Source organism: Sorangium aterium (assembly GCF_028368935.1).
GTDB classification, from domain to species: domain Bacteria; phylum Myxococcota_A; class Polyangia; order Polyangiales; family Polyangiaceae; genus Sorangium; species Sorangium atrum.
In genome coordinates this window covers 321,955-339,233 of sequence record NZ_JAQNDK010000002.1, presented here as the reverse complement: position 1 = coordinate 339,233, position 17,279 = coordinate 321,955, and the positions used below count along the sequence as shown (strand labels likewise).

At 72.1% G+C, this 17,279-nt stretch carries 16 protein-coding genes; 7 read left to right on the top strand and 9 right to left on the bottom strand.

The window, feature by feature from the left end; genetic code table 11:
* Positions 1–43 precede the first annotated feature (43 nt).
* From POL72_RS16165 to POL72_RS16155, 3 genes are all read right to left on the bottom strand, one after another.
* Positions 44–2,266, bottom strand: coding sequence for a S46 family peptidase (locus POL72_RS16165; RefSeq protein ID WP_272096242.1), 2,223 nt, complete (start codon positions 2,264–2,266; stop codon positions 44–46).
* Between the two features lie 502 nt (positions 2,267–2,768).
* Positions 2,769–3,029 carry a hypothetical protein gene (locus tag POL72_RS16160; RefSeq protein ID WP_272096241.1) on the bottom strand — a complete coding sequence of 87 codons (261 nt, stop codon included), beginning with the start codon at positions 3,027–3,029 and terminating at the stop codon, positions 2,769–2,771.
* Between the two features lie 142 nt (positions 3,030–3,171).
* On the bottom strand, positions 3,172–5,148 hold the full coding sequence (locus POL72_RS16155) for an ABC-F family ATP-binding cassette domain-containing protein (RefSeq protein ID WP_272096240.1): 1,977 nt from the start codon (positions 5,146–5,148) through the stop codon (positions 3,172–3,174).
* A 363-nt stretch (positions 5,149–5,511) separates the two neighbouring features.
* Between POL72_RS16155 and POL72_RS16150 the strand changes: the two genes are divergently transcribed.
* Positions 5,512–6,474 carry a BON domain-containing protein gene (locus tag POL72_RS16150; protein WP_272096238.1) on the top strand — a complete coding sequence of 321 codons (963 nt, stop codon included), beginning with the start codon at positions 5,512–5,514 and terminating at the stop codon, positions 6,472–6,474.
* Here POL72_RS16150 and POL72_RS16145 read toward each other — a convergent pair.
* From POL72_RS16145 to POL72_RS16130, 4 genes are all read right to left on the bottom strand, one after another.
* Positions 6,456–7,283, bottom strand: a complete 828-nt coding sequence (locus POL72_RS16145; protein ID WP_272096237.1) for a carbohydrate-binding family 9-like protein — start codon at positions 7,281–7,283, stop codon at positions 6,456–6,458. The two genes, POL72_RS16150 and POL72_RS16145, sit on opposite strands and share 19 nt — an antisense overlap.
* 241 nt (positions 7,284–7,524) lie before the next feature.
* Entirely contained in the window at positions 7,525–9,165 is a 1,641-nt protein-coding gene (gene ffh, locus POL72_RS16140) for a signal recognition particle protein (RefSeq protein WP_272096236.1), read from the bottom strand.
* A 215-nt stretch (positions 9,166–9,380) separates the two neighbouring features.
* Positions 9,381–9,818: a hypothetical protein gene (locus tag POL72_RS16135; protein WP_272096235.1), complete on the bottom strand. Its 438-nt coding sequence runs from the start codon at positions 9,816–9,818 to the stop codon at positions 9,381–9,383.
* Positions 9,819–9,952: 134 nt separating this feature from the next.
* On the bottom strand, positions 9,953–10,495 hold the full coding sequence (locus POL72_RS16130) for a hypothetical protein (protein ID WP_044967211.1): 543 nt from the start codon (positions 10,493–10,495) through the stop codon (positions 9,953–9,955).
* A gap of 345 nt (positions 10,496–10,840) precedes the next feature.
* Here POL72_RS16130 and POL72_RS16125 point away from each other — a divergent pair, with 345 nt between their 5' ends.
* The 3 genes from POL72_RS16125 (at position 10,841) to POL72_RS16115 (ending at position 13,646) form a co-directional block, all read left to right on the top strand.
* A complete protein-coding gene (locus POL72_RS16125) occupies positions 10,841–11,683 on the top strand; it encodes a hypothetical protein (protein WP_272096234.1) in 843 nt (280 codons plus the stop codon).
* Positions 11,684–11,852: 169 nt separating this feature from the next.
* Positions 11,853–12,563: a hypothetical protein gene (locus POL72_RS16120; protein ID WP_272096233.1), complete on the top strand. Its 711-nt coding sequence runs from the start codon at positions 11,853–11,855 to the stop codon at positions 12,561–12,563.
* Positions 12,564–12,602: 39 nt separating this feature from the next.
* Positions 12,603–13,646 (top strand): hypothetical protein, encoded by a 1,044-nt coding sequence (locus POL72_RS16115; RefSeq protein WP_272096232.1) that lies wholly within the window; start codon positions 12,603–12,605, stop codon positions 13,644–13,646.
* Here the strand turns inward: POL72_RS16115 and POL72_RS16110 are convergent.
* Both POL72_RS16110 and POL72_RS16105 read right to left on the bottom strand, forming a co-directional pair.
* Positions 13,615–14,040 carry a type II toxin-antitoxin system VapC family toxin gene (locus POL72_RS16110; RefSeq protein ID WP_272096231.1) on the bottom strand — a complete coding sequence of 142 codons (426 nt, stop codon included), beginning with the start codon at positions 14,038–14,040 and terminating at the stop codon, positions 13,615–13,617. The genes POL72_RS16115 and POL72_RS16110 overlap by 32 nt on opposite strands.
* A gap of 26 nt (positions 14,041–14,066) precedes the next feature.
* On the bottom strand, positions 14,067–14,351 hold the full coding sequence (locus tag POL72_RS16105) for a hypothetical protein (protein WP_272096230.1): 285 nt from the start codon (positions 14,349–14,351) through the stop codon (positions 14,067–14,069).
* Positions 14,352–14,685: 334 nt separating this feature from the next.
* On the opposite strand from POL72_RS16105, the gene thiO reads away from it, so the two are divergent.
* The 3 genes from thiO (at position 14,686) to POL72_RS16090 (ending at position 17,279) form a co-directional block, all read left to right on the top strand.
* Positions 14,686–15,795 carry a glycine oxidase ThiO gene (gene thiO, locus POL72_RS16100; protein ID WP_272096229.1) on the top strand — a complete coding sequence of 370 codons (1,110 nt, stop codon included), beginning with the start codon at positions 14,686–14,688 and terminating at the stop codon, positions 15,793–15,795.
* A 216-nt stretch (positions 15,796–16,011) separates the two neighbouring features.
* Positions 16,012–16,596: an RNA polymerase sigma factor gene (locus POL72_RS16095; protein WP_272096227.1), complete on the top strand. Its 585-nt coding sequence runs from the start codon at positions 16,012–16,014 to the stop codon at positions 16,594–16,596.
* Positions 16,536–17,279, top strand: coding sequence for a zf-HC2 domain-containing protein (locus POL72_RS16090; RefSeq protein ID WP_272096226.1), 744 nt, complete (start codon positions 16,536–16,538; stop codon positions 17,277–17,279). The genes POL72_RS16095 and POL72_RS16090 overlap by 61 nt, the downstream gene beginning before the upstream one ends.

The following is a 17,279-nucleotide window of genomic DNA, read 5'->3' as shown; positions in this document are numbered from 1 at the left end:
GCGCCGGCGTCATCGCGATCGTGCTGTCAGCGCAGCGCCGCGCTCACTCGATGGCCGGCTTGCCGCCCATCTCCTTCAGCACGGCGTCCGCGCCCGACACCGCGTCCATCACCCACTCCATGTAGCGGTAATCGACGTGGATGGTCCGGGTGATCGACGGCATGAACAGCCAGTCGGACGCCATCGCCTCGTAGTTGCCGTCGAAGGCGAGGCCCACGAGCTCGCCGCGCGCGTTCAGCGTGGCAGAGCCGGAGTTGCCGTTCGTGATGTCGAGATCGCTCAGGAAGCAGACGGGCACCTCGCCGAGGTCCTTGTCCACGTACGGGCCGAACCGCTTCTCGCGCGCCGCCTCGAGCAGGGTCGCCGGGGTGTTGAACGGCGCCTTGTCGGTGCTCTTCTTCACGACCTCGCTGAGGGTGGTGAACGGGCGATACGCCGGCTTGTTGGCCTCCGGGCGGTACCCCCGCACGGTGCCGTACGTGATGCGGAGCGTGCCGTTCGCGTCGGGCGCCAGGAGGCCGCCCCGGTACACGCGGAGCGCCTCGACGAAGCGCGGCTTCACGAGGCTCATCGCCCCGGCGTAGGCCTTGTCCCGCGCCTCGATGGCCTTGTCGACAGGCGCGAGCTCGAGCGCCAGGCGGATCATCGGATCCCGGCTCGCCTGGAGCTCCTCGAGCGTCGCCGTCTTGAGGAGCTTGATCCGGGTCGCCGCGTCCTCGAGCGCCGTCTTCTCGTAGAGCGCGTCGATCGCCGCGGCGACGCCGGCCTCCGTCGGCGACTGCGTGCCCGCGAGGCTCCCGAGCAGCGCGGGCCTGTCCTTCGGATCGAGCTGCAGCGCGCGCTTCGTGGCCAGCTTGAAGGTGCTCCGATCGAGCGCGCGGTCGTACGACTTCTGCAGCGACGCCTGCGCCTGCTCGAGGCGCTCCCAGTTGCGCTGCTGGTACTCGGCCTCGCGCTCGGCGTCGGCCTTCGGCCGCTCCTCCGCCATGCGCACGATGGTGACCGCGGCGTCGAGGAGCCTCGCCGACGAGGCGATCTCCGACACGGCCGCGTCATGGTCGCGCGTCGCCCGCTGCTCGGCGTGCAGCGCGGCGATCCGCTCGATCGCGCCGCCGTAGGCCGCCTTGCGCTCCGGGTCGGCGTCGATCCAGGCCTTGAGGTCGGCCTCCTGCTTGGCCTTCTCCTTGGCGAGGCCGCCCTGGACCAGCCCGTCGAGCAGGCCGCGCGTCTTGAGCAGGTAATTGGCGTAGCCCTGGATGGTCGGCTCCGCCTTGATCCGCAGGGCCGGGTCGTTCTTGCCGAGCTCCTCCAGGAGGGCGATCGACTCCTCGTAGAACGACACCCGCTTCGGGTACAGCCATGAGACCGCGGACTCGACCTCTGCCGCGGTCCGGAGCCGGTTCGTCGTACCCGGGTAGCCGGCGACCATCACGAGGTCGCCCTGGTGGAGCGGCGACGACGCGAGCTTCAGGTGGTGCGCCGGACGGTAAGGCACGTTGTCCTCGGCGTGGGCCGCAGGCCGGTTGTCCTTGCCGACATAGGCCCTGAAGAAGGCGAAATCGCCGGTGTGGCGCGGCCAGCGCCAGTTGTCGATGTCCCCGCCGAAGTTGCCGATCGCCTCCTGTGGGACATAGACGATGCGAACATCCTTGATCTCCAGCTGCTCGATCAAGGAAACCTGGCCACCGCCGAAGTACTCGGCGACGGAGCAGCGGATCTCGGGGCGCCCCTCCTCGCACGCCGTCACGAGCTGCTTCTTGCGCTTCTCGATCTCGTCGTAGCGCTCGAGATCACCCTGGATCGCCTCGATGCCGCGCCGCACCTCGGCGGTGACATCGCGGAACGCGCGGGTCACGAGCACGCGCGCGGTGGGGCCGGCCCATCGCTCCTCGGCGCGGGATTTCGCGAGGTAGCCGTTCGTCAGGAGGTCCTGCTCCGGGGTGGAGTTGTACTGGAGCGCCCGGGTCGAACAGTGGTGGTTCGTGGCGATGAGCCCATCGGGCGAGACGAACGAGGCCGAGCAGCCGCCCAGGCTCACCACCGCGCCGAGCGGGGACGCCGTGGGATCGGCGAGCGACTCGGGATCGATCTCGAGCCCGAGCGCCTTGAGCTGGTCCTTGTGCTGCGCCATCTGCTCCGGCATCCACATCCCGCCGGGGTTCTCGAAGGGCGCCCCCTGACCGGGCTCGGAGCCCGGTGGCCTGGTATCGCCCGCTTGCGGCCGCTCCGAGCCGCAGCCCGGCGCGAACGCGGAGACCGCGAACAACGCCAGGAGCGTATGACTACGTAGAGAGGAGTGAGACATGCGGTGTTGTTACCATCGTCGGTAGACAGTGCAACCACACACCAACTTTCTAGTGATACGAGACACAGTAGAATGAGCCTCCTGCGGGCCGATGCGTTCCATGCGTGATGATGGACACCGGATCTCATCGATGTTCGTGGAGGCGAGCTTCGCCTGCTTCAGCGGGCTTGTCGGGACTTCATGTTCTGTGCGCCGGGCGGCCGGACTGGCATCCACGGCATTCCGGACAAGGCGCGCGCGGGGTGGTGGGGGAATACCCCCACCCTGACGGAAGGATGGAAGAGATGATGGAACCGCCAAGGCGCCAAAAGACGCCAAGAAAAATACAAAAAATCTTGGCGTCTTATGGCGCCTTGGCGGCTCCAAAGCCCTCCACCTTCGGTGGAAGTCCCCGCCACAGCGCGCAGGGGGATGCCGCGCCAGGGCGGCGCGGGGGTCTATCGAGCAGCGGGGGCGATGTGGCTCAGTCGACCTGGTGAGCCCGGAACGCGGTGACGGCCCCGTGGGTCTCCAGGCAGCGGTGGATCCAGGCGGCGTCGCGCGCGCGCACGGCGATGAGCCGGACGTTGCCGGAGCCCTCGAGCGCCTGGAGGCCCTGGAAGCCGACAAGCGCTGCTTCCTGGAGCGTCATCACCTGCGCGCCTGTCTCGCTCAGGACCTCGTCGCTGAGCAGGCCGGCGCCGTCGGATCCCTCGGCGAGGTGCACCTCGAACACGGTCATCATGCGGCCATGGTCGCCGGGCGGCGCCGCGCCGACAAGGGTCGTCGTGCGAGGCGGGTCGCCCCCTGCACCGCTGGCCAGCGGCCTCGCGCTCGGTCGCGCCCTGTCACGCCTTGCCGCGCTCCTCGCGCTCGGTCGCGCCCTGTCACGCCTTGCCGGCGGCCTCGCGCTTCGTCTCGAGCTCCTCCCAGCGGCTGACCAGGCGCGCCGCCTCCTGCTTGGCGCGCTCGAGCTCCGAGAGCAGCGCCGCCACGTCCGCGCCGCGGCTCGCGTAGAGCGTCGGGTCGGCGAGCTTCGCCTCGAGCTCGGCGACCTTCTGCTCGGCCGCGTCGATGCGCCCCACGATGCCGTCGAGCTCCGTCCGCTCCGCGAACGTGAGCTTCGGTTTGTCGCCGGCCCGCGCGGCGGGCTTCGCCGGCGCCGCCGCCGGCCGGGCCTCCGCCGCCTGGGCCTTCGCAGCCCGGGCCTCGGCCTCGCTCTCGAGCGCCGCGTTCGCGCGCTGCTCGCGGTAGGCGTCGTAGTTGCCCGCGTACCGCACGACCCGGCCGTCGCCCTCGAACGCGAGGATCGAGGTCGCCACCCGGTTCAGGAACCAGCGGTCGTGGGTCACGACGAGCGCCGAGCCGTCGAGCTCGATGAGCATCTCCTCGAGCGCGGCGAGGGTCATCACGTCGAGATCGTTCGTGGGCTCGTCGAGGATGATCACGTTGACGCTCTGGGTGAGCATCTTCGCCAGGGCGACCCGCGCCCGCTCACCGCCGGAGAGCGAGCCCACCGGCTGCCGCGCCTTGTTCGGATCGAACAGGAACCGCTCCAGGTAGCTGCGCACGTCCATGGATCGGCCGCCCACCTCGACGCGCGTGTGCGAGCCCGCGATGTTCTCGAAGATCGATTTGTCGAGGTCGAGCCCGCTCCTGTGCTGGTCGAAGTAGGCGACGCTCGAGTTCTTTCCGAGCACGACCTCGCCTTCCATGCGGGGCCCCTCGGCGGCGGCGCCGTCGCCTTCGGCGCCGAGCTGGCCGAGGATCGCGCGGAGCATCGTGGTCTTGCCCGTGCCGTTGCGGCCGACGATGCCGACGCGCTCGCCCTTGGTCAGGGTGAAGTCGAGGCCGCGCACGAGCCATTTGCCGTCGAGCGAGAGGCCGAGCTTCTTCAGCTCGAGGATGGTCTTGCCGGTGCGCACCGACTCCACCGAGAGCTGCGCGGTTCGCTCGGCCTTGGGCGGCGGCGCGCTCTTGGTCGTCTCGGCGCGCTGGATGCGGGCCTTCTGCTTGCCGGTGCGCGCCTTCGGCTGCCGCCTGAGCCACTCGAGCTCGGTGCGCAGGAAGTTCTGCCGGTTCGACTCGGTGCGCGCCTCGAGCGCGAGGCGCTCGGCCTTCTGCTCGAGGTACTCCTCGTAGCCGCCGTCGTAGCTGTAGACCTTGCCCTTGTCGATCTCGAGGGTGCGCTCCGCGACGCGGTCGAGCAGGTAGCGGTCGTGGGTGATGAGGAGGAGCGCGCCGGGGTGCTCCTCGACGAGGTAGCGCTCGAGCCACTCGACGGTCTCGACGTCGAGGTGGTTGCTGGGCTCGTCGAGCACGGCGAGGGCGGGCCGCGACACGAGGAGGCGGGCGAGCGCGACGCGCCTGCGGTCGCCGCCGCTGAGCACGCTCATGGGCGCGTCGGGCCGGGTGACGCCGACGTGGCCGATGATGGCGTCGACCTGGTGCATCATGTCCCACCCGCCCAGCCGCTCGACGTCGGCCCCGGCCTCGGCCTGCTCGGCGAGGAGCGCCTCGGCGTCCCCCGAGCCGGCCGCGAGCGCCCGGCTCACCTCGTCGTGGCGGGCCTTGGCGGCGTGCCAGGCGGAGAGCCCGGCGAGCACCACGTCGCGCGCGGTGTCGGTCGGCTCGAAGACCGGATCCTGCGAGAGGACGCCGATCTCGGCGCCGCGGCGGCGCGCGATGGTGCCGCTGTCGGCCTGCTCGACCCCGGCGAGGATGCGGGCGAGCGTGCTCTTGCCGGAGCCGTTGACGCCGACCAGGCCCACGCGCTCGCCGGTGCGGATGTTGACCGAGACGCCGTCGAGGATCGTCTGGGGACCGAAGGATTTGTGGAGATCGTGAGCGGTGAGGACGGGCACAGGGCGCGGAGCTTAGCGCAGCCGGGGGTGCATGGGCCGGCTTTGCTGGGCCCGTGACGGAGGGTTCCGGCCCCAGGGGGCGCGGCGCCGCCCCAGCCCTTATGGGGAGGGCGGGTGTGCCGTGTCCTGCCACGAGAGGCGGAAAGGCGCTCAAGGCAAGCTCTTCTGTGCTGATCCGATGAATCGTCATTTTCGGGATCGCCCGGGCGCGAGACGAAGGGTTCTCCCCGGTGGCAGAGGGCGCCGACGCGACCCATCTTCGCGATCCACGCTACCAGGCTGGCGCGTTCTGTCGCGCAGCGCTGTCGCGCGGCGGAGACGTGTTGAAGGAGCAGTGCTCGCAAGGAAGAAAGGAGGCGCAGGATGCGAGATCGATTCGACAGGGACACAGGCTATGGACGAAATGAGCCCGGTTGGGATCAGCGCTACAGAGACGACCGGGGCCATTTCACCGAGCGCGGCTATCCTCGCGACGAGCGCCGCAGCGCGGGCCCGATCTACGATCACGGGGCCGCGCCGCGCGACGGCCGCGATGGGGGCCGCGAGCACGCTCGCACGGGTGAGCCCGCGACGCACCGCGACCCCATGCGCCGCGCGTCCGGCGACGGTCGCTTCGCCAACAGCGACAGTCGTCCCGGTGACCAGGAGCGCGGCTGGCCCCACGACGACCGCGGCGGCGATCACGTCGGCGGCCGCGATGACGGCCACAGCTTCGGCGGCAATCCCCTTCCCGCTGTGGGCAGCGCCTACAACTTCAACCTCGGCGGCGCCTATTACCTTGGCATGACCCGCGTCGTGAACCCCGACTACGGTCCCGATGCGGCCTGGCGCGGCGGCGCGTACCGCGACGAGAGCCACGATCTCGGCGAATCCGGCCACTCGGCGCTGGAGAGCGTCGGCCACGCGCTCGGCGAGATCGGAGACCGCGTGCGCAGAGCGTTCGGCCGCGGACCGAAGGGCTACAAGCGCTCCGACGCGCGCATCCAGGAGGACATCTGCGAGACGCTCTCGGAGCGCCACGACATCGACGTGAGCGACGTCACGGTCCAGGTGGAGAACAACGAGGTCATCCTCGAGGGCACAGTGCCCCAGCGCCACCACAAGCGCATCATCGAGCTCGTCGCCGAGGGCACGCGGGGCGTCGAGGACGTGCACAACAGGATCCGGGTCCAACGAGGGATGGAGTCGACGACCCGCTCGACCGCCACAACGGGCACGATGGGTGATGCCGCGCTGGCGGGCACGGCAGGGGGCGCCACGCCCGACGGCGAGCCACACGGCCCGGATCTGAGCCCGCGCGCTGGCGCCTATCGCACGAGGTGCTGAGGGCCTGCCGATGCGGAGGGCGCCGCGGCGCCCGGCCTGGCGCCTGCCGCGCCCAGCGGCGCCGCCGAGGGCGCCGCGCCGGCGTCGCGCGCGGACGCCCCCGCGCCGCCCGTCTCACCTTCGGCCGCGACGAACCGGACCCGACCGAACCGCCGCGCCCTGTGGAAGTTCCCCTGCCCCAGGATGGGCGACCACGCCGCCCCGCCGTTGTTCTGCATGGCGTAGAAGTTCATCCGCCACGCGTCCCCCGGCGCCGGCGGCGCGGCCTTCGCCTTCGCGAACGAGCTCCACGGGATCTTCGCCTCGACGACATACCCCCGGTCCTCGTCCGAGTCGTCGTCGAGCGTCCCTCCCAGCGCGACCGCGCTCGCGAGCCCCGCGCTCCACTCCTCATGACCGAAAGGCCCGCTCGGGCCGCCCCTTGGAGCGTTGTAGTCGTCGAACTGCGAGTCGAAGACGAGGTTCTGAGGGTTTATCTGGATTTCGTAATAGTCTTTATTATCTCCGTCTCCGTCCGGATCGATCATCACCTCGACGGTATCCCGCTCCCACAGGTGCGGATCCCGCGCGCCCTCGGGGAACCCGCCGGTGAGCGTCCTGTCGCTGACGTCGAATCCGACGTAGAGGAACCCGTCGTCCCAGAGCAGCCGCGCCTCGCCCTGCGTCGGCAGCGACCGATCCTCGCGGCCCGTGCCCACGTTGACGAACGGGCCTGTCGTCGCCGCGGCCTGCCACGCCGGCTCGTCGAGGCGGCCGTCGATGACGATCGCCGCGCCGGGCGCGAGCTTGCGCACCGAGAGCTCTTTCACGAGAGCGGGCGGTCGTCTCTGACTCTGCCCGGCGCCCGCGCCGCTGCTCGCCGGCGCTGGCGAGCGACCCGTCGCCCCGGACGGCGCCGCCTCCTGCTCGCCCCCGCCGCCCCGGGAGCACGCGGCGGCGAAGGCCACGGCGACAAGCGCGAGCGCCCGCGCGCGAGCGTGCGCGCCGTGCGGGCCGTGCGCACCGTCAGCAACGCGCCGCCGGCCGCAGGGCCCGCGCACGCGGCCGCCGCTACTTCCGCCCCTTCTTGCGGGCGTCGCGCTCGCGCTTGCGCTGCGCCTTCTTCGCGTTGCGCTCGGAGGCGCTGAGCGTCTTCATCTTCGTCATGTTCGGGCCCCCGGCGCCGGCGCCCGGGAAGCCGCCCATGCCCGGCATCCCCAGCCCGGGCATCCCCATGCCCGGGAAGCCCATCCCCGGAAAGCCCATGCCCGGCATCCCCATCCCGGGCAGGCCGCCGCCGGCCATCATCTGCTTCTGCATCTCCCGCATGTTCTTGGCCATGGCCATCTGCTTCATGCCGGGGATCTTGCCCATGAGGCCCATGTTCTGGCCGAGGCCGCTCATCATCTGGCGCATGAACAGGAACTTCTGGACGAGCTCGCTCACGGCCTCGGGCTTCGAGCCCGAGCCCTTCGCGATGCGCTCCACCCGCTTCGGCTCGCGGACCAGCGCGTACGGGTCGCTCTTCTCGAAGCGGGTCATCGACTGGATGATCGCCTCGATGCGGACGAGCTCCCGGTCGTCGAGGTTCACGTCCTGGGGCAGGCCGCCCGGGAACATGCCGCCGAGGGGCAGCTTGTCGACGAGATCCTTCAGCGATCCCATCTTCTGGATCATCCGCACCTGATCGAGGAAGTCCTCGAGCGTGAAGTCGCCCTGGAGCATCCGCGCGGCGTCCTTCTCGGCCTTCTTCTGGTCGACGACCTCCTCGAAGTCCTGCATGAGGCCGACGACGTCGCCCATGCCGAGGATGCGGCTCGCCATGCCGTCGGCGCGGAACGGCTCGAACTTGTCCGTCGTCTCGCCGATGCCGGTGAAGAGCACGGGCGCGCCCGTCACCTCCTTGATGCTGAGCGCCGCGCCGCCGCGGGCGTCGCCGTCGAGCTTCGTCAGCACGACGCCGCCGATCGACAGCCGCTCGTTGAAGCCGCGCGCCGTCTTCACGGCGTCCTGGCCGATCATCGCGTCGACCACGAGGAAGATGTTCTCCGGCTTGGTCGCGTCCTTGATCTGCGCGAGCTCCTGCATGAGCGGCTCGTCGATCGCGAGGCGGCCGGCGGTGTCGTAGATGATGACGTCACGGCCGAGCCGCTTCGCCTCGCCGCGGGCGGCGGCGCAGATGGCGACCGGCGACTCGCCCGGGATGTTGAACACGGGGATCTTGAGCGACTCGCCGAGGACCTTGAGCTGCTCGACGGCCGCGGGGCGCTGCATGTCGGCCGCGACGAGCAGCGGCTTCTTCCCCTGCTTCTCGAGGTAGCGCGAGAGCTTCGCGCAGCTCGTCGTCTTCCCGGAGCCCTGGAGGCCGACCATCATGATGCCCGTGGGCCCGCCGTCGGCCCAGGCGATCTCGTCGCCCTCGTGGGTCATCATCGCCTCGAGCTCGTCGTGGCAGATCTTGATGAAGTGGTCGCTCGCCGAGACCTGGTGGACCTCGCCGGCGTGCTTCACGCGCGTCTCCAGGGTGCGGCCGACCGCGGCCTCCTTGACCCGGGCAAGGAACGCCTTGACCACCCCGATCTCGACGTCCGCCTCGAGCAGGCTGAGCCTTACCTCGCGGAGCGCGACGTCGATGTTGCCCGCGGTGAGCTCCGTGAGCCCGGCGAGGCGGTTTCTGGCCTGACGAAAGCCCCGTGTCAGCGTGTCGAACATGGCAGGGCGGGTCTTAGCACAGGGGACCGCGAGCGCGGATGCCCTTGCCCTCTTCAAAACGCCGCACGCGGCGCGGCGCGGGCGCGGCCGGCGCCCCTCCCCGGGGGCGCGCGGCGCGGGCGCCTCGGGCGACGCGGACGCGGCCGACGCGGCCTCGGCCGACGCGGGCGCCGTCGACGCGGCCTCGGCCGACGCGGGCGCCTCGACGCGGCCCGTCACATCCCGCGCCGGCCCGAGCGGCGGAGGATCGCGAGCGCCTCGGCGCACCTCGGCATGACCTCGGCGCTCTCCTTGACCTTGGCGTCCGCCGCGGCGAGATCCGCCAGCGCGCCGGGCCCGGCGGCCCCGTCGGGCGCCTCGAGCAGGGCGCGGACGCGCGCCTCGGCGGCCGTCGCGTCGAGCAGCAGGCGGTAGGCCCGCGCGCACGTGTCCTTGGCGCTCGCGGCAGGCGGCGTCGATGCGGGCTGGCGCTCGAGCTCCGCCAGCAGCGCCTCGCGCGCTTCGCGAGGCTCGCTCGGCGCATCGCGGAGGACGTCGATCGCATGCAGGAGCGCGTCCGCCTCCTGCTGCTCGGCCGACCGGCCGCATCCGGGCGCCGCCTGGGCCATGGCGACGGCGGCGAGCACCGCGGCGATCCGCTTCGCTAAAGCCATCCGCCGGACGGCCGTCCCAGCTGCGCCCGCCGTCCCTGCTGCGCCTGCCGCCCCTGCCGCCTTCGCTGCCCCTGCTGCGCCTGCCGCCTCTGCGCTGCCCGTCGCGCCGGGCCTCGTCGTCACGCTGGGCGCCCTCAGTCGGCCGGCTTCGCGGGCGGGCCCATCTGGATGCGCTCGCCGAGGTAGGAGCCGATCAGCGTGAAGAGCACGCCGATGAGCGCCATGATCACGTACATGAACAGCGGCATCGTCCGGACGGTCTGGCTGTGCAGGAGGTAGAACACGGTCGGGATCGCGACGAGGAACGACGCGACGACCGGCTCGAGGAACGTCTTGCCGGGCGAGATCATGCCGAGGAGGACGCCGCCGATGAACCAGACGGGGATGGCGACGATCATCCCGTTCGACCCCTCGAAGTCGAGCTGCTGCACGATCATGGGGAGGCCGCCGACGAGGGCCGCGGTGAGCACGCTCTGCAGGACGAGGGCGATGAGGCACCAGAGGATCGAGAAGCCCTCCTGCTGGTAGCGGCGGTGGCGATCGAGCTCGGAGTCGCGGAAAGGCGCGAGCGAGCCCATCCTGGCGCCGCACGCGATGCAGCGCCCGCTCGCCGTCACGGAGGCGTTGTTCGCGCCGCATGACGGGCACACGATGGAGCTGTCGTTCTTCGAGGGCATCGCGGCTAGGCTAGGCAAGGCGCCGCTTGCGGGCAAGCGCGCGGCGCGGCCCCCTGCGCCGCGGCCGGGCGAGCGTGCGGCGAGCTCGAGGGCAGCCCGAGAGGGCGGTGGGCCGCTCGACGGTGCGTGCGGCGCCTCGCGACCACGCCGGCCCATGGGAGGGTGCCGCCCCCGACGCCCCCCGGCGCGTGTCCGGGCGCCGGCGCGGCGATCGCGCCGCGCGGTTCCTGATGGGCGAAGGCACGGGCTAGACTCGGAGCCCCGCCGACGGACGCTCGCGCGGCGGGGCTCCCGCCGGCTGGTGCGAGCCACACGAGAGGCGCACGAATGGGCCTGGACGCGACCGTGATGTGCAGATGTTGGCTCGACGGGACGACGCGGACGCCGCCCCCGCACGCGGAGCACGTGGGGTTCGATGACGATGGGCAGCTTTGCCTGACGCTCCCCGAGGAGCGCCGGGACGCGCACGACGCGTTCTATGCGTGGCTTGAGGACTGCTGCCCGCACCCACGCATGTGCCTCGCCTCCGAGTGGATCTCGAACTGGGCAGGTCTCAGGGCGTTCCAGGCGGCGCTCGATCGGATCGGCTGGCAGCATTTCCCGACGCTGCAGGCCGAGCTGCCGGCGGCGAACGGCGGCATGATGCTGGCCGAAGCCAGCGCGCAGGCGCTGGGAGAGCTCGCGCGGTTCGCCGAGCTCGTCGCCTCCGTCCGCTCGGCCTTCCTTGTCGATTCCGAGACCGGCGATGAGCTCTATGACTTCATTCCGCAGTACGACGGCATCTTCATCATGAGTGGCTCGGAGCAGATCGACCTCGGCTTCGACGTGAATGGCTTCTTCGTTCAGAGCCGCGAAGCGCCGCCCTGCGAGCTGTTCCGCGCCCTGCGCGTCGCGCAGATCCTGCTGGAGCCCGAGCGCACCGAGGCCCACGAGGACGGCCGCGTGCTGCTCCGGAACCTCGACACGGGACGCGAATTCGAGTCCAGGATCGCCGTTCCCGGCGCGTGCATTCCTTGGCCCGACGGTCGAATGCAGGACGGTAGAGGGCGCGTCCGCTCGGCGTATCCGCGCTCCTTCCACGTGAAGCAGCGCGCGCTGGGCATCGCCGATTTCGAGCAGATCCTCGGCTCCCTGCGGCGGGTCTTCGAGGCCTCGGTGGCCACGGGCAACCCGGTGTGCTGGTGCTGAGCCCGCGTACGCACGCCGGGAGCGTGTCGTTCGCCCGTGTCTCGCGTGCCGCGCCCGACGTCCTGCGCGCCCAGGGCCGCCACGCCCGAGCCCGCTCCTCCCCTCGTCCGAGGACGGGCGAGACGGCGGTGCACCGCGGCCGGCGCTCCGGCTATATACTCGACGAAGCGTGCCCACCGACCCGACCTCGACCCTGGAATCCATGACGTCCGGCCCGCGCGGCGCGGGCGGCGATGGCCTCGACGTGGCGGGGCCCGATCCGGAGCTGCTCGCGCTGCCGTCGCCGCCGAAGCAGGAGCGCACGGTCACGGTGGCGCTGATGGCGGCGACCGCGATCGCCGCGCTGTGGATGGCCGTCGCGCTCCTCGGGGAGGCGCGTTACGCGCTGTCGCCGGGCCAGCCGACCGACGTGGGAGAGCTCGCGTCGCTGCGGCCGCAGGCGGACCTCGCCAACCGCTACGTGCGGGCCGTCGGCCTGCTCGGGACGCGCGGCGCGATCCGGTACGGGCGCGCCGCGGAGGGCGACTCGTTCCGGCTGGCGCCGGTGGCGGGCAACCCGGGGCTGTGGGTGGAGATCCGGGTGCCGGAGGGGTTCGAGGGCCCGCGCTTCGTCCCGCCGAGCACGTTCGCGGGGCGGCTCGTGCCGTTCAAGAGCGCGGGCATCCGGCACGCGCGGCTGGCCGCCGAGGTGGAGGAGCAGGCGGGGACGGCCGTGACGGACGACGCCTGGATGCTCATCGACGGCAGCTCGCCGCGCGCGTCGCGCTGGGCGGTCGCGCTCGTCGCGCTGTTCGTGGGCTTCGCGGGCTGGAACCTGGTCGGCATCGCGCGGGTGCTCCACCGCGTGCGGGACGCGAGGGACGCGCGCCGCGCTTCTTGACGCGCTCGCGGCAGGGGAGCAGGACGCTCCCGGCCACCGATGCCCAAGGTCACCTTCGTCAACGAGCACAGGACGGTCGAGACCTCGCCGGGTCGTCTCCTCAGCGACATCGCGGCCGAGCTCGGGATAGCGGTCTGCCGCGAGGCGTTCCGGGGCACCGGCATCGGCGATTACACGTGCTGGGTGAAGGGGGAGCCCGGCGCGACGTCGCCCCCGACGTTCCTGGAGAAGCTGCTCGGCGCGCGCGGCCAGCGGCGGATGGCGAACAGGACGCGCGTGCTCGGCGACGTGCAGGTGTGGACCCAGGCCGGCCCTGGCAACAGGCTGCGCGCGCCGCGGCCGATCGCGCCGCCGCCGAGCCCGGCGACGGATCCGGAGGCCCCGCGCAAGCCGATCGACGCGAGCGGCAGCGCGGCGTTCCCGTACGGCGATCCGCGCGCGGTCGGCCACGGCAAGCGCGAGCCGATCGCGGCGGGCGCGCTCGAGGCGAAGGCCGCGAAGGAGAAGAAGGCGAAGGCGGCCCCGGCGAAGGCGGCGGAGGCCGCGGCGCCGGAGGCGGCGGCGAAGGCGGCGGAGGGCGCGGCGCCGGAGGCGGCGGCGAAGGCGGCGAAGGCGGCGGCGAAGGCGGCGGATGCCGCGGCGGCGAAAGCGAACGAGGCCTCGCCGACGAGTGCGGCGGAGACCGGGACGGCGGAGGTGAAGCAAGGCGCGGCCGCGGTGGCGAAGGATGTCACGGCAGCCGATGCCACGAAGGCGCCAGAGGATGTCGCGGGAAAGGCACCAGAGATCACGACACCTGAAACCGCGCACACATCGGAGGCGACGGCACCTGAACCTGTGAGGGCGCCCGGGCGTAGCGGAGGCCGAAACTCCAGCGAAAACGCCCGGCTCGACAGCGACAGCCGAGGAGGTCCGTGGAGGGACCTCGGAGTAGCGACCACCACGCCCTCCTCGGGACGAGCGGGTCAGCGCGGAGGCATCGAGGGCCTACTGTCGCGAGGATCGTCGCGCGGGCCGATGATCCTCGTACGATGGCTTGAGGGCCATGCGACTACACCTCGGACCATGGTTCGAAAGGATTGAGCAACCGGACACCGGTCCGAGCAACGTCGCGCGTATTGCGCGTAACGAGGATGAGGTTGTGCACAACGGCTGTGGCGGCGAGCAGACCGTCTATCTCAGGTAGCCGATCAGGGGCGGGTAGCCGCCCCCAGACGTCTGCGATCTCCACGGTGACGGGAAGGACCCGTGAGCCGAATGACGCGATGACCGCGTTGAGCCACGTGTCGAGCGATCCCGCCTGAACGGGATCCCGTATGCGCACCCCCTCGATGCCACGCCGAACCTCGCCGATAACCAGCGCCGACAAAAACAGGTCGCTCTCGCGGTTTGTTGCAGCCCATCGGAGGACGTTGCTGTTGGCCCGCGCCTGCTTGCGCAGCTCCGAGAGCACATTGGTGTCGATCAGAAACCCCATTCCGGAAGCTCCACTGGGAAAGCGCCTCAATCGAACTCGATGACCGGTCGCCCGTAGTCCAGGGGGCGCTCGAAGTCGGCGTCCTCTCCTACGTCGGGCATGCTCAGCAAGAGGTCCATCAACGTCCCCTCCTTCTCGGGCAGGGGCGGCGCGGCGAGGTCCTCGGGCGGGGCCGGCGCGGCGAGGTCATTTGCTGCTTCCGGCGCGACGTCCCCTCGCGCGACCCAGAAAGCCGTCGCCGCATGCCGCATCTCTTCAGCGATCTGCTGCGAGGTCTTGGGCGTACGGAACGCATCTTCCCGTATTTCCACGACGATCCTCATTCGACCCTCCGCATTTCTGCAGAACTTAGCGCTTCCTCGGCGCAAACACACTGCCCACGCCGCTTCCAGCACCTGGCAGCGCTTCCCTCTTCCCCTGCCAGCCCCGGCAGCGCTTCCCTCCCACCCCTGCCGGGTTTCCCCAGCGCAAGTGCTCCGAAAGGCGCACGCCCCGACGCCGCCCCGCGGTCGCTCGTCGATAGAACCTCCCCCTCACCGGCGCATCCCGCGCACCAGCCCCCGCTCCCATGTCGCAGTGCGCCGCGCTCGCTGCGCTCCAGGTTGTGTGGCTGCCCTCGGCGCCCGGCGTGCTATGCACGCGCCGATGAGCGACGTGGTGGTGATCGGCGGCGGCGTGGCCGGGTGCGCCTCGGCGCTGGCCCTGGCGCGGCGCGGGCTGTCTGTCCGCGTCCTCGAGCGCAACCAGGGCGAGGGCGCTTCCTGGGCGGCGGCGGGGATCATCGGCCCCCAGCTCGAGGCCGCGGGCGACGGCCCCCTCGCGCGGCTCTGCCTCGCGAGCCGCGCCCTGTACGCGGAGCTCGCCGGGTCGCTCGTCGAGGCGACGGGGATCGACGTCGGGTACCGGCAGAGCGGCGCCCTCCGCGTGGCGTTCACCGCTGAAGGACGTGAAGAGATCGCGCGCGAGCTCGCGTGGCAGCGGGAAGCCGGCCTCGCCGTCGAGATCTGCGACGGCGACGGGGCGCGCGCGCACGCGCCGGCCCTCTGCGACGAGGTCGCCGGCGGCGCGTGGCTCGCCGACGAGGCGCGCATCGATCCGCCGTCGCTCATGCGCGCGCTGCGCATCGCGGCGGAGCGCGCGGGCGTGCAGTTCAGCACCGGGGCGACCGTGCGGCGCATCGTGGTCGAGCGGGAGCACGCGCGCGGCGCGCAGCTCGAGGACGGAACGAAGGTCGAGGCGCGCTGGACGGTGCTCGCCGCCGGGAGCTGGTCGTCGCTGCTGGAGGCGTCGGGCCTCGCGCCCTCGGCGGTGCGCCCGGCGCGCGGGCAGATCGTCGAGCTCACGCCGGCGACGCCGGTGCTCTCGCAGGTCGTCTACGGCCCCGGCTGCTACCTGTCGCCGCGCGACGACGGGCGCGTGCTCGTCGGCGCGACCACGGAGTTCGCCGGCTACGTCACCGCGGTGACGTCGCGCGCCGTGCGCGACCTCCTGACCGCGGCGCTCCGGCTCGTGCCCGCGCTCGGCGACGCGCCGATCGGCAGGACGTGGGCCGGCCTCCGGCCCCACCCGAAGGACGCGCTGCCGATCCTCGGCGAGGGGGAGATCGCCAATCTGATCTTCGCGACAGGGCACTTCCGCAACGGCGTGCTGCTCGCCCCGGTGACCGCGAAGATCGTGGCGGCGTTGATCGCCGGAGAGGAGCCGCCGCTCGATCTGTCGCCCTTCTCGGCCAGGCGGGCCGGCATCGCCGGCTGAGCGCCGCCCGCGCAGCTCGGGCCTGACCCGGCGACGGGCTAGCCGCTCGCACCTCGTCGCCCGAGGACGAAACCGCGGCGCGAACCGCCGCGAGCCGTCGGCACGCCGGGATCCCGGCGAGGCGTGACGGTCAGGAACTTTTCGCGGGGCTCGCCGTGTCCTCAGAGTGTCTGGGGAACGAGGCGGCGCACAGCCCTCCGGCTCCCGGTCCAGCCCATGCCCACGTCTCCCCACACCTCGTTCGTCGATCGGCTCCTCGCCGAGCTCCCGTGCCTCCTGCGCGCGGCGCGCCGCCTGACGCGCTCGGAGCAGGACGCCGAGGATCTGGCGCAGGCGACGCTCGTGCGCGCGATCGAGCGGCACACCGACCTGCGCGACGAGGATCGCATGCGCTCGTGGCTGCTCCGCATCGAGCGAACGGTGCTGCTCAACGCGACGCGCGGCGCGCGGCAGCGGCTCGAGGTGATCGAGGGCGGCCGCGGCGCCGAGTCGGTGCCGGAGCCGCAGGGAGATCTGGAGGCGGAGCTGCTCGAGCGCGGCTTCGCGGACGAGGTCGAGCGCGCGCTCGCGCGCTTGCCCCCGGAGTGGCGCGAGGCGCTGCTCCTGCGGGAGGTCGAGGAGCTCTCCTACGAGGAGATCGCCGATCTCCAGGGGTGCCCGGTGGGCACGGTACGATCACGGCTCTCGAGGGCGCGGCTGGCGCTCGTCGAGGGCCTCTCCGAACGATGCGAGGAGACGTCATGGCAGGGTGCAACCGCGAGTGGTTCGAGAACATTTCGGCGTGGCACGACGACGAGGTGACGCCCGAAGACGCGGCGCGGATCGAGGCGCACGTCGCCGGCTGCGGGCCCTGCCGGCGCGCCGCGGAGGTCCTCGGCGGCGTGCGGCGCGCGCTCGTCGCCAAGGCGGACGGGGAGGTCCCGGAGCGCCTGCGCGATCGGGCGGAGGCCGCCGCGCGGAACGCGCGCGCGCGGCGCCGCGGCCCCTGGGCGATCACGGCCGCCCTCGCCGCGGTCGCGGCGGCCGCCGCGCTGCTCGTCGGCAGCCCGAGCCGGGGCGTGAGCGCGGCGATGGCCGACGAGCTCGTGAGCCACCACGTGCGGGGCTTCGCGCGCGAGCGCCCGTGCGACTTCGAGTCCTCCGATCCGGGCGCCGTCGCCGGGTGGCTCGAGGGGAAGCTCGGCTACGCGGTGACCGTCCCGCCGGTGTCCGGCGCCCGGCTGCTCGGGGCGCGCCTCTGCCAGATCGGCGGCACGCGCACGGCGGCGCTCATGTATGAGAGCGGGGACAAGCCGCTCACGGTGTTCGTGCCGCCGCCCGGCTCCGGCGCCGCGACCGCGGCGCGTGCGCTCGCGGGGCGCAGCGTGGGGTGCACCCAGGGGCCGCTCGGCAACGCGATCTGCGCAAGGAGCGTGGAGCAGCCGGTGCTCGCGGTGGCTGAAGTGGACGCAGCGGCGCTCGCGCCGGCGCTTTTCGGGCGCTGA